The sequence below is a fragment of the secondary endosymbiont of Ctenarytaina eucalypti genome, assembly GCF_000287335.1.
Classification (GTDB): Bacteria; Pseudomonadota; Gammaproteobacteria; order Enterobacterales; family Enterobacteriaceae.
In genome coordinates, this window is sequence record NC_018419.1 from 768983 (window position 1) to 783293 (window position 14311).

General features: G+C 42.0%; 6 protein-coding genes. All 6 read left to right on the plus strand.

The annotated features are described in order from the left end of the window. Window positions 1-1438 precede the first annotated feature (1438 nt). The 6 genes from pepP to rpsT all read left to right on the plus strand — a co-directional run bounded on the left by pepP (window position 1439) and on the right by rpsT (window position 14236). On the plus strand, window positions 1439-2758 hold the full coding sequence (gene pepP / locus A359_RS02195) for a Xaa-Pro aminopeptidase (RefSeq protein WP_014888218.1): 1320 nt from the start codon (window positions 1439-1441) through the stop codon (window positions 2756-2758). Further along, the gene (gene ubiH / locus A359_RS02200) at window positions 2755-3933 is read left to right on the plus strand and encodes a 2-octaprenyl-6-methoxyphenyl hydroxylase (protein ID WP_014888219.1); all 1179 of its coding nucleotides are present in this window, start codon (window positions 2755-2757) and stop codon (window positions 3931-3933) included. Before pepP ends, ubiH begins: the two co-directional genes overlap by 4 nt. A gap of 25 nt (window positions 3934-3958) precedes the next feature. Further along, the gene (locus A359_RS02205; protein WP_014888220.1) at window positions 3959-5185 is read left to right on the plus strand and encodes an FAD-dependent monooxygenase; all 1227 of its coding nucleotides are present in this window, start codon (window positions 3959-3961) and stop codon (window positions 5183-5185) included. Window positions 5186-7576: 2391 nt separating this feature from the next. Next, window positions 7577-8998: an exodeoxyribonuclease I gene (gene sbcB / locus A359_RS02210; protein ID WP_014888222.1), complete on the plus strand. Its 1422-nt coding sequence runs from the start codon at window positions 7577-7579 to the stop codon at window positions 8996-8998. A 2288-nt stretch (window positions 8999-11286) separates the two neighbouring features. Then, entirely contained in the window at window positions 11287-12612 is a 1326-nt protein-coding gene (gene mepM / locus A359_RS02215) for a murein DD-endopeptidase MepM (protein WP_014888224.1), read from the plus strand. A 1360-nt stretch (window positions 12613-13972) separates the two neighbouring features. Next, a complete protein-coding gene (rpsT, locus tag A359_RS02220) occupies window positions 13973-14236 on the plus strand; it encodes a 30S ribosomal protein S20 (RefSeq protein WP_014888226.1) in 264 nt (87 codons plus the stop codon). Window positions 14237-14311: the final 75 nt, after the last annotated feature.

The following is a 14311-nucleotide window of genomic DNA, read 5'->3' on the forward strand; positions in this document are numbered from 1 at the left end:
TATGTAAATCTCCGTAAAACTGCTACATCCTCTAATCCTGAAATACTTGAGTCAACGAGATGACGCGTAGGGACCTGAAAGTTTCCTTGATCAATAGATCATGGGGCTCTATGCAAATAATAGCAGCATACTTCTAGAATAGAATATTCTCTTAAGTCATCTAACTGCTAGCAATATTCTGAAAAGAGATTTTTTAAAATGCAATTATTTACAGCATCGAGTCCATGACAAAGCAGCAGTTATTAAAACTAGTTACTCACTATTGTTATAGTACGAATCTTCTTAATCAATACCTTTCAATTATTTTCTGCAGCAAACGGATGCGCTCTTCAATGCGGGATACATTTTTAAGGTTTTTCAATCTTTCCTATGCTAATTTATAATAAACATGTAGTCCGACAATAAAAAACGGTTATTCTTTATTAGTAACCCTTAGTACACACCTGCAGATCTTCCAACTGCTGATGCTGCTTGTCAGCAACCTGTCTCAACGCTAGCCGTTGTTTCGGCAGGCAATTGACTCATAATGCACGACCAAAAAATTGCACATCTGATAATTCTGCGGACATGATACAGTCTTGTTTTTTATCGAGCCAATCCTCATCAATAACTCGTCCTTCCGGCGAGGAGAGAATCACAATACTAAATATAATTTATATGAATATAGAAGTGATAGGTGCTTTATGCTGTAGCTCGCTACATTAATGCAATCATAAATTTCAGCATATTTTTCCGTTCATAAGAGGACAGATCTAGACCAATACCATGCCCTCTTATAACAACTTTAACTAGATCTGGAAGAACTGATGCTAGCATTAGCCACTAAAAAAATAGATACGATATTAAGTGAGGAGGTGTTTGACATTCACAAGAATAGTTGCACTAATTATTGCCTCATGTATTGACTAATAATGAGCACATCTCACGCCCCACGCTTAGAAAGCATGAGGCGTGAGATGTGCTACTAGGTCATCTCGCCAGAGCGCTAGCGTGTCGGTCATCTCAATAATATGTCGGCAGATATTATTTTCACTAGATAACGCCATAGTATGCGCTATCCGCAGATGTCAATAGATAGGTAGATAAAGTTTTCCCGGAAAGAAAACCATTTCTTACTCAGTCTGAAGTGCTGAAAACGAAGTGAGATTTAGATTAAGTAAAATGCGAGTTGCATGAGACGATCCGCGGTGTTTGTCACATAGCACAGTTAGGTTATCTAAAGATCTAATATTTCAAGGAGTACACTTAATAACTGTCGGGTATTATTGAGAATGTCCGCATGACTATCATCTTTTACGGTAATATTATACTTGATGCGAATCAGAGTGTAGCTTTCACGCTGAATAGTTTAACTATACAGTCACATTAACTCTGCTATTCCTTCAGAGTGTTGACTCTAGCAGAGAGGATCGATGTTTTAAAAATCTTAAAGGGAATAATGAAACTACAAGAATATCTTTTCCGTCGTCAAACGTTGCTGGCAAAAATGAAGCCAGATAGCGCAGCACTAATCTTTGCCGCTCCCGCAACGAAGCGCAGTGCCGATAGTGAGTATCCCTATCGTCAACATAGTGATTTCTGGTATTTTACAGGCTTTAACGAACCACAGGCACTCTTAATTTTACTCAAGAGCGGGCATCTCAATCACCATAGCATATTATTCCACCGGTCACGAAATAACGCCGATGAAATCTGGACCGGAAAACGCTTAGGTCAAGAGGCCTTACTAGAGCACCTAGGAGTTGCCCGAGCGCTACCGTGGCATGACATTAGCAGGAGATTGTATTTACTTCTTAATGGCCTGCAAGTGGTTTATCATGCGCAGGGCGAATACCACTTTGCGGATACATTGCTATTTAGCGCGCTTGATAAGTTGCGCTCTGGCAGGCGTAAGAAATTACAGGCACCGGCCACGCTAGTTGATTGGCGGCCTTGGGTACATGACATGAGGTTAAGAAAATCTGAAGAAGAGCTGGCCATAATACGACAGACTTGCAACATCACCTCCTTGGCGCATCTCCGTGCCATGAAGCAATGTCGCCCGGGTATGTACGAGTACCAGCTGGAAGGTGAAATCCTGCATGAATTTAACCGTCATGGCGCCCGATACCCGTCGTACAATACTATCGTCGGCAGCGGCGAAAACGGCTGCATTTTGCACTACACCGAAAATGCATCTAAGATAAAAAGCGGTGATCTAGTGCTGATCGATGCCGGCTGTGAATACCAGGGCTACAATGCGGACATCACTCGCACCTTTCCAGTCAATGGACGGTTCTCGCCGGAACAGCATGCGCTATATAACCTCGTCCTGGCGATGCTAAACCGTGCCCTAGAGCTCTACGGCCCAGGGCAAAATATTCAAAGCGTAAGTCAGGAGGCTGTTCGCATTATGGTCTCTGGACTGGTAAAGCTTGGCGTCATGCAGGGGGATATGGAACAGCTCATCAAAGAAAATGCGTACCGTCAATTCTTTATGCACAGCCTGAGTCACTGGCTGGGTCTTGATGTGCACGACGTTGGGGACTATAGTACATCTCAGTGTGATCGACCACTAGAGCCAGGAATGGTGCTGACTGTCGAGCCGGGTATCTATATTTCTAACGATGCCAATGTTCCGCACGCCTACCGCGGTATCGGCATCCGTATTGAGGACAATATTGTAATTACCGCCTCGGGTAATGAAAACCTGACTGCCTCAGTCGTCAAAAATGCTACGGAGATTGAGGCCATTATGGCACTGGCGACCTCAGGATGAGCATTACTATTATAGGCGGCGGCATGGCGGGCACCACGCTAGCGCTAGCAATTTCACATATGAGTCGTGGCGCTTTGAGCATCGACCTGGTAGAAGCGCTCAACCCAGAATCTCGCGATCATCCCGGATTCGACACCCGCGCCGTTGCGCTGACAGACGGAACCCGCCGCGAATTGACCGCGATCGGCCTCTGGTCAGCGCTGGCGCCTTACACCACCCCGATTACCCAAGTCGAGGTGAGCGAAAAAGGACACCTTGGTAAAGTGTGCCTGAGGGCCAGAGATTATCATGTGCCTGCCCTAGGTTATGTCTTGGAGCTCCATGCCGCTGGCAAACAGCTCTTTGACCTACTGTACCAAGCCCCCGGCGTGAAATTGCATTGCCCTGCGAGCTTTCAAAATATCAGACGCGAGAAAGATGGCAGCTTCATTTTCCTGAATAATGGCGTAGCACTTAACGCGAAACTAGTAGTAGTGGCTGATGGCTCTCAGTCGCCACTCGCGGCACAATGCGGCATCCGCTGGCGCCAGTGGGACTATCAACAGATTGCAATTATCGCTAATATCAGGACCACCGTCCCTCACGGTGGCACGGCGTTTGAAAGATTTACCCCACAGGGCCCACTAGCGTTGCTTCCTATTTCGCGCGCGCGCAGCGCGTTAGTCTGGTGCTTACCCGCTGCGCATGCACAGGAGATTACTGCCTGGCACGAAGAACAGTTTTGCCAAAAACTGCAACAAGCATTTGGCTGGTCTCTTGGTCGTATTACTACTGCTAGCGAGCGCCGGTATTACCCGCTAAGGCTGCGTACTGCAGAGCAGCACATTTCTCACCGGATAGCGCTAGTAGGTAATGTCGCGCAAACGCTACACCCAATTGCTGGCCAAGGTTTCAACCTAGGGCTACGCGATGTGATGACGCTAGCAGAAACTCTTGTTCAGGCAGAGGAAAAAAAGATGGATCTCGGGGCGTATGCTGTGCTATTAGCATATCAGAAACGCCGGCAACCGGATCAGTCTGTTATCATTACCATTACCGACGGACTTATCCATCTATTCTGCAACCGTTACCTGCCTTTAGTAGCTGTCCGTAATATAGGGATGTTGGCGATGGCTTATATCCCATCTCTGCGCACAGGTCTGGCGCGTAAAACCCTGGGATGGGTGGCGCGATGAGCTCTATCTTGTAGCAAGAGGATCGATGAAGGAATGTAAAGCATTTGATGTCGTAATTAATGGCGGCAGCATGGTGGGCCTGGCGTTGGCCTGTGGGTTACAAGGAACTGGGCTACGTGTAGCAGTCATTGAGCGCCAGAGACCATTGTCACTGCAGATAGAAGAACAATCGAAACGCAAAGTGTCTGTCATTAATACTGCTAGCCGCCGTTTATTACAGCACGTACAAGTCTGGCAAGAAATCGCCGCAGAGTACGCCAATCCTTATCGTAGCCTAGAAGTTTGGGAGGGAGATAGTTTCGGTCGTATTTCCTTTGATGTTACTGGAATGGGATATTCCGAGCTAGGGCATATCATTACAAATTGCATCATTCAGCAAGCGTTATGGCGCCGCGCTGAGCAACTGGCCGAGGTGATACTGATAGCACCTACCACGCTTCGACAAGTAGTCTGGGGAGAAAATGCGGCATTTATCACCCTTGACAACGACCATATGCTCACTGCACGACTAGTTGTAGCAGCAGACGGTGCGCGCTCTTGGTTAAGGAGTCATGTTGATATCCCCCTGACTTTTTGGGACTGCCAGAATCATGCACTGGTAGCGACCGTGTGTACTGCCCAACCGCATAGCAACATCGCCCGACAGACGTTTAAAGGTGATAGTGTTCTAGCCTTTTTCCCCTTAAGCAATCCTCACTTAAGCTCTATAGTATGGTCACTGCCACCATCAGTTGCGAAAGAGTACCTGAAAACGTCCACCTCGGCATTTAACGCCTCAGTGGCCATACACTCCAACCTAACACTAGGGCTATGTGAGCTCCAGGGGCATCGTAACACTTTTCCACTCACGAGCCGTTATGCACTCAATTTCGCCGCCCATCGCCTCGTGCTGCTAGGAGATGCCGCGCATACCGTTCATTCATTAGCGGGACACGACGTCAACTTAGGATTCATGGACGTCGCAGAACTATTGGGAGAGGTTAGGCGCCTGCAAAAAGCAGGAAAAGATATAGGCCATTACCCTTACCTGCGGCGATACGAGCGCCGGCGAAAACTCAGCGCGGCGCTCATGCTGTTAAGAATGAGGGGATTGGATGAGCTTGTCGCTACCCATCAACCGTTCCAGAGGTGGATCCGCTCTACCGGTTTTCGGCTAATCGATACGCTCCCCAGCGCTAAACAGCACTTACTTAAGCAGATGATGGGATTAAACGATGCACCTGCGTGGCTATCGGCTGAAGAATGCGATTAAATTATGCTAATATTATGATTATTTTAGGTTGTATTTTACATTTGGATAAAAATTGGTTATATCAAAAAAATATTTTGATATCATATTTTATATAATAAATGTTTTTAAATAAAGCAGCGTCTATAGCGCGTTAATCGGTATCAGAGCTCTTTTTGATTGATGAAAACTTTATTAGCATTCTTAACAATACACTCCACTGAAACGCTTTCGCTATTATTATTCCATTGTTAGATAAAAGAGCATAATGCTTGTTTAGTGCGGGTTTTAGTAGACATGCATTGTTCTTATAAAATCTAACTACATAATTTTTATTATCTTCAAATAATTATTTGATTCAAAAAATATTATTGCCGTAGGTGTGGCCTACCTTTGCATTATAGTCAGGAAGACTGATCTGAATAAGTAACAGTGTTGTTAGTCGGAAGACTGGCTATTGTAACCAGCGAGCAACGAAGATCGCCTGCTTTATTTTAAAAGAAATCGTAACTTATGCGAAAGATGCTGAGTTTTAATCCCTCGATTAAGCACGCGTTTAAGGAATAAATTAACTTTATTTTTCTTAATAGAGCATCATCGCAGTTATATCTACCGTAAGCGCCGTTAGGTGCTGATCTCTCGGAGTATTTGATGAAGGAAACGAATGTAACATATCAATCCGAAATTCTTTTTCAGTGATGACACTGATTTTCGTGCCCCAATCAATACAGAGCACTTTATGAGTCACGCCGCATGCCTCCCCAGATGGCGATTAGGCTGTGCTATTCTTTTTTCAATACTATAACTATTTTTTTACCTATTCTGTTGATCAAACGCTTTAAGCTAAGTAACCCCCAGAACTCAAATAGATCATTGCATTGTGTATTAACTTTTGATTCTGACCATTCCCTGTCCTTGCGTGCTTTTCTGCAAAAAGAAGATGCTGAATATGTTTAAAAGCTAGCCAACTAACCCCTCAATGCATTTAGAAAAAGCTAAACACCTTTTTCAACAGAGCAATACCCATGCTTTCTTAATAGACAGCTAATCAGCGATCTGTCAAAAAGGCCCTCTCTCTTTCCATACAGCAATAAATGACTCATCACTCTAGACTATTAAAACGCTCTTCTTCGTAAGCTACTTTTGGCTAATAAGTTAATTGGTAGTTTTAAGCTTTTTATTTATAGACCGTTTTTAAAAAGCATCTAGTGGCTCAGATAAGAATTAGCTAAAATTGTAATCTATTGAATCAAAACCGGTGGAGTAAAAATAAATAGCTCATAAAATAACGCAATGGTACGTCTAAAATAACTGCCGTTATTCTACTAAATAATTCATGGTAGAATAATATTTTTCTTTATGATGCAATATAATACTTTTCAGGTAAAATGAAATGTTTTCATGCATGTATGCACATAAAACATTATCCTGATGTCATTGTTTTTTCAAACACGCCCTAGATAAATGATAACATGATCAGGCATTGCAATCCTTATCATCATCAAACAAGCGTCAGGAGCTCAGTCCTTTTAATGATTTATATTTATAAATTCTTGTAGATATTTAAATAAGTAAGAACGATGGCTGCATGCTTCGAGGGCCCGTAAAAATTAAATACATATATAACATTGTTATTATAAATAATATAGGTTTCTACAAAAGCACTCCTTAGTTAAGAACGTTATAGCACGTAAAATAAACTTACTAGCAGTGATGTCATGTATCTACTTACTCCCAGAGTACCTTGTGCGACACGATACAAGGTGGCTGTGATTCACACTAGTAACTTTAACTGACGATAGTAAAGTCAGGCAAAGAATCTAGTATCTTTTACATCCATCAATGCCCCTCATCGGAGGATAGCATTATTAATCAGTTATAGCTGCTTTAACTAATAGTTAACCAGCGGAAAGATCCATATCTGGTCACATTTATGAAAAACAGGAGTGAACGTAACCTAACAAGTCTCCTAAAACTTGATCGCGCTAGTGGTTAAAGAAAAATCAGGCTTTACCGAAAAAGGCTCAGCCCTATTCTAATCTAGGATCGACCTAGCCTATTGAGACTTTTAAAAATATCCAAGAGGATCTGGATGCAACAGATGGTAAAAATCAAAAAAACATTTTATTACATCATTTAGCGCATCAAGATACCAGAAAGTACGATTATGCATGCCCGATAAAATGCATGAAAATAGTACCACGTAACTGTAGCGGTTACCTCTACGGGTAATCATTTAGTGACGGTAGCGTCGACCCTGTTTATCAAGGTTTACATAGCTGCCATACGCCGTTTTGTCCAGCAACATCAGTGCTGTTCTTCTGTTACACTATAGGGAAAACCTATGTACATGCTCTACGTCTTAAAAATGACCCCCGAAGAACAGCCACTACCTTAAAAGCAGGATATCAGACAATGGCTAACTCTTTATCAAAGCCCACGTTTTTAGTGCACGATTATGAAACATTTGGCACACACCCCGCCCTTGACAGACCGGCGCAATTCGCAAGTATTCGTACCGATAGCCAGTTTAAAACTCTTGACAAGCCAAAAATCTTGTTTTGCCGTCCAGCAAATGATTACTTACCAGAACCTGAGGCAGTACTCATGACCGGGATAACGCCCCAAAAGGCATTACAAGATGGCGTTACCGAGGCTGAATTCGCTCGCTGTATCTACCTACTATTCAACGTGGCGGGTACATGTATTCTAGGGTACAATAATGTATGCTTCGATGATGAAATAACTCGAAACCTATTTTTCCGTAACTTTTACGATCCTTACGGCTGGAGCTGGAAGCATGGTAATTCCCGCTGGGACATACTAAATGTCGTGCGTGCCTGTTATGCACTTCGCCCCGAAGGCGTTGCATGGCCGTTGAATACAGAGGGCTTACCCAGCTTTCGCCTAAAACATTTGACCCGCGCTAACAATATTGAACATACTAATGCCCATGATGCCATGACCGATGTATACGCGACACTGGAAGTGGCAAAATTAATACGACTAGCGCAACCAAAGCTATTTAACTATCTTTACCGCCATCGAGGTAAGCATCAGTTAAAAAAACTCATAAATATTAGACAGATGACCCCACTAGTTCATGTTTCAGGTCTCTTCGGCGCCGCCCGGGGAAATACGGCCTGGATCGCCCCATTAGCCTGGCATCCCAACAATCCTAATGCACTCATCGTCTGTGATCTTAGCGGCGATACACGAGCTCTTGCGGACTGTAATAGTGAGATGCTCCGGACTCGGCTATATACCCGGCGTGCAGAATTGGGGAGCAATCCGGCTGTACCACTACAACTAGTACATCTTAATAAATGTCCGGTGCTGGCTCCCGCTAATACCCTGCGGCGGATTGATGCAGAACGACTAGGTATTCATCGCGAGCACTGTCTGGAAACCCTCCAATGGCTAAAGAGCCGGCCGGAAGTCAAAAAAAAAGTGATATCGATATTTTCTGAAAACACCTCCTTCATATCTTCCTCCAACGTAGATACTACTTTGTATGACGGTTTTTTTAGCGATGCTGACTATGCAATGATGAGCATTCTTCAAACTACCTCCCCGGAACATCTACACTCGCTGGATCTTAGTTGTGTAGATCCTCGCCTGACGCCATTGCTATTTCGCTACCGTGCGCGCAATTTTCCGCATACGTTAAATCACGATGAGCAATTACGCTGGCTGGAGCATCGTAAGACTCTCTTAACCGAGCAGAGACGGAAAGACTATGTAAAAGAACTAGTAAGGCTATATCAGATCCATAGTAGGAATGTAAAAAAAGCTCAGCTTCTTCGTGCGCTATTTGATTATTTAGAAATTTTATGACAGCAAAAGCAGACAAAGCCTTAACCTCTCAGAAACCCCAAAGAACCTGTACAAGACGCAGCGAGCCCTAAGAAACTGAAAGCCGAAGTACATTACCCGTTAGTGTACCAACTAGAAGCAGAAAAATAGATATTGCAGTACTCCGACCAAAGAGTCGGTAATCATACCGATATAGTATTAATATTCTGTGATACATAGACATTGTTTTTCTCAGAAAGATACTGTCATTCTCCGATGATCACCCGCACATCACCAGCTGAGGGCATGCCCCTCAGACCTTCTGTCTCCTGAAGAATCACAATGCAGTAGTAGTTACTGTCTGTGCGCTACGCCCTGTATATTTCATCAGTGACACAGCGTTCTCTTCGTGATCTAACCCACAAGACAAGGATCTTGCTCGCCTCCAGACAACATAAGGCTTGAATTTAGATTTTTTAAATAATGTTTTAATGTCAGAATACAAAATAACTCATCAGTAAAACCCAGGCGGGTATAAACATGATCTGAATCAAGCGGGTCTCTCTAAGAGTCAGTTACAAAAAAGCGACGCGTTAAGGGTTGACGGGTAAGTCAACCTTATCGGAAGTGAAATTATAATAACTCCAAAAAAAACCATTAGTAACAATGCTAGATAAACTGTAATCACATGAATAATTAGTCAGGCAAAAAAGAATACCACAAGTATTCGCACACCGTCATCAGCTACAGCTGAGCCTAGCTATATAGCATGCTGCCCTGAAACAGGGTAAATATTTTTCTCAATCTTGGGTATGTACTAGCAAAGCCTTTTCCCCTTCCATACTTTTCTGTAGCATGTTGCTTTTACCCCTTTAATTAACCGAGAGAGTATCATATGGCGTGACATGCATCTTTCACCCTGATTTGTTAAAAATAAAATATTTAGGTCATTACTAAATCAGCTAACGACTGATATTAAAAAATGCTCTCTATAACAAAACGCATGGTTACAAAAACACGCTCTCTTGTTAATCACAATGCCCTTACTCATCACGGGTTTCTAACAGCATCGACGGAAAAATGAGTTATTACTTAATCAACACAGAAACCTATTTTTAATTTAAATGTTTGATTCCATTTTTCTTAAATCAACCCATTAGCTTGCTTCTGAGGCCGAAACAAATATTTAGCTTTGTACTGAGGGTGTTATAAGTATACGTTAAGGCGCTTTTAAACTTACTTAGCTATCGCTAAAATGTGTACTCTCTTCTTTGACTAGGAAGAGAGTCGAAAACATAATAGAGTATCGCATCAGCACTATCTAGCAGTGCCCTGCTGAAATCCCTCTTTTATGTTTTATAATAAGAAATGCCGACACATTGAGTGAGTATCATCTAATAGTCTTAATGATATATGTGGCGTTATTGAAAAAAAACTGTATACTATTTCAGTATAAATCTTAAGAAGAAAACACGTATCGCCTCGGATCCAGTGCTTTTTCCTAACGCCTCACTGCATGCTTTTACTTTGTAACCATCAATTGATTCACGCAATGGATAATATAAAATCTATATTTTAATGCTATCTTGGTATCATGCAGTTGGATATCATCAAAACATTTAAAACGTAATGATAAATGTTTTTATTTAACTCTCATAACATAGAGAAATGCTTTTTTTATCAATTAAAACCATTGATCTCATCGGAAGTAATAGTCAAGATCAAAAGATCTTAAGCTATGATCCATAGCCTAATCTTTAAAAAAGAGATCTACTGTTTAAAATAACAGCCGATGGTCATCTGAGTATACCTGCTAGTTAAATACATAGGCAGCACTAACAATGTTATATAGCAATGAAAATAGTCATAATAAACCTGTAAAAAATAATAATGCGGCCAAGAATGCAGAACAGCCTCAGTATCGCATGGAAGAGCCTTACTAAAAGGTAACTTGTTCACACTGCAAGTTATCACGTATTTCACGATTGTATGGTTATTTTTAATAAAACTATGCCAATAAGCAAGATCACCATCTATCATTATTAGCTTTGAAATACACCACTGACACCAAGCTTTGTAAGAGCTAGCATGTGGTGTATTAAATAAAAGTGATGTATATTTTTTTAGGCCTATCAATGCAGGCTATCTATTATCAATAATCAACGTTTTCACCCACGAAACAACCCCCCTCACATATTTAACATGCCATAGCGGCTTGCAATGAGTGTTGCTTTTTTTCAAAGCAACACTCATTGCGCCATTTTGGTCGCAATTGACGCACTAGTACACAAGCTACTTAAAGAGGAACACATGAGTGAGGATCGTTATTAGTGCAGCAGATAGCTCGCGCCTTCATTCTGGCCTTTAATGATCGGCCAAGAGCCCAACGTATAATACTGGGTTCACTCACCATAGTGACTTTAGTAGTTGCCATTTGGCGACCGGCTCTCTACGCACTATTGGTGCCACAGTTTACTAATTGCCTCTTCCTTCTAAAAGATCAGAGACCGCATACACTCGTGCCAGAGGCCAACAGGATAGTCGACCAGATCCCTCCTGAAAGAGATGCAGATATACCAGAGGATGCAGATGAGATCAGTATCGAAGGAGAGAAAAAAGTGCATAGATATATCATCTCCACTGGGGATGATATAAGTAGGGTTCTCTCTCAGTACAGAATTACTCTCACTGACGCTACTATGTTGTCTCAGAAAAACCTGGTACTGTATAGTTTAAAGATAAATCAGCCTTTCTTCTGGAGGATGACCTCTCAGGGATATTTTCGGCGATTAACCTGGCATGTCTCCCGTAGAAAAACTCGCACACATGAGCACATTAACGGCAATTTTAAAAAAAGTATTACTTATATAACCGACGAGTCGCGTGCTGCCCTCTTGACCGGACAGCTCAATGGAGGCTTTGTCACTAGCGCTCGCCTAACAGGTCTGACAGCCGGCGATATCAACTCTATGATTAAAGCACTGCAATGGCAGATAGATTTTCGCAAGTTGAGTAAAGGGGACCAGTTCTCGGTGCTTTCCTCGAGGGAACCGCTGAAAGGAACAGCCTCCTCCGGTCAATTATACGGCATGCGATTACATACAAAGGGAAAAGATTATTACGCTTTTCTCGCAGACAACGGTCAATTCTATAATAATGAAGCCACCGGTCTGACGCGTGGTTTTATACGACTTCCTACCCTAAAAACATTTCGCGTCTCCTCTCATTTCAATCCCCGAAGGCTACATCCGATCACAGGACGTATATCAGCACATCACGGTGTTGATTTTGCTATGCCAGTCGGCACCTCGGTACTAGCGGTAAGTGATGGCGAGGTTATTGTTAGTAAAAGGAACAGTGCTTCTGGTAACTACGTCGAGATCCGGCATGGCAGACAATGCATGACCCGCTATATGCATCTACATACATTGTTTGTAAAGCAGGGACAAAAAGTAAACCGCGGTGAGTGCATTGCCTTATCGGGTAATACCGGACGCTCTACCGGCCCGCATTTACATTATGAATTTTGGCTCTATCAGCGGGCTGTAGACCCCCTAACCGCAAAATTGCCCCGCACCGAATGGTTGACCGGCAGAGACCATGATAAATATCGCACTCAAGTTAAACAGTTATTTCCAAAATTACAGTTAAACTGAGATAACACAATCAATAGAGCGCTCTAGATCAGTGATCTTTTTCTTTTTACTAGAGTTAGCCGCAGTCAGGTTTTGATCAAAAACATGAAAAATCTATAAATATAACATCAATAACAGAAACAGACAACATATATCCCTGATTTCAAAAACTCATTCCAGAATTCACGTTCTTAGGGACCTTGCCGATAGAGCCAACCTCTCATCTCTGGTAATTTGCCTGCCACGGCTACGTGAGATAGTGCTAAAACAGGCACCAGGTGGCTGACTGACCAAAACATGCGCTATCCTCATACATGTCAATGTGCACTATTCTTCTCCAGTAATCTCGGAGCGTAATGCAGAAGCAGGAAACTATTATTGAAGGCGTATTCTCTTATGTAATACGGGGCACGATTTGTCCTCATACCGACCCCAATCTCACACGATCAAGAACAAATACTAGTGCATAAATAATAGAATCTAGCATTCTGGACCATGTGTTAATGATCGTCAAAACATGACCCTGTCAAGAACAGTAAATATGTAACTGTCTTGACTACGTGCCAGATCATGCCGCAGTTTATCAGTAAGCACCCTGATAAAAATTATCGAAACACCGCAGTGTCCTCACTGAGTCTAAGGTTGAACTTAACATCATCAGCGTACGCCTGTCTAATTAAAGAATGCTGTATAGCTTCCTTAAATTTAAGCTACATTATCGCTGAACTAAGCAATACTCCTCAAAAAAGAAGAATAGACTTATGAGGATGTATGCATTTCTGCTATGAGGTGTTGGTAGAAACCAAGACTCATTTTTTGGCGTGACGTTTTCAGCAGTTGTTATGTTATGCTCTCTATTTTTAAAGTTTAAATTATTTTCCCCGCCCTGATGTTTATGATTCTTCGCTAATACTTTAAATCTGCTGATATTTATGATTTAATGGTAAGGTATGTAGAATCTTAACATCTTTGTTCTAATATAGACCATCTGCATTACGCTAGGTGCGTAAAGCATGTTCTCACTATCTTACCAAGAGCTTCATAAGTTTAAAAATCGAGTCAACCACTTTTTAATGATTCCCTTGGTTAATTCCGGTATTTGAGCAGAAAAACTGTCTAAGCTCAGCTTTCTGTTTTATGCAGACATAAGTCACTCATTAATTGAGCATTTTTTATCTTCCCAGATCATCATTTTACACTTTTGTGCTGCTATAAAATGATATATTGAAATGAATATAAGCAGTGAAGCTGATGATTGCCAGAGATTTTATTTATTCAGCTATGACATAAAGAACTGTATTGTACAGGAAGAAGCTGATAGAATAGCTTTTTGAATTTTACTGAAAATTGCTTCATAGAAAAAGTTAGGGAGAGTAAAAACTTGGCTAATATCAAATCAGCTCAGAAACGTTCTGTACAGTCTGAGAAACGTCGTCAACATAATACAAGTCGGCGCTCCATGATGCGCACTTTTTTGAAAAAAGTTTACGCTTCTATTGCTGCAGGCGATAAAAAAGCCGCATGGGATGCCTTTTTTGTGATGCAGCCAATTGTTGACCGACAAGCTAGCAAAGGTTTAATCCATAAAAATAAAGCAGCGCGTCATAAATCAAATCTCACCTCGAAAATTAATGCGATGCAGTAATTGTGATAATAGTATTTATGGAATTCATGTATTACATACTATTGGTTCAATGAGTCGATGAAGCCCTGAAAGCTA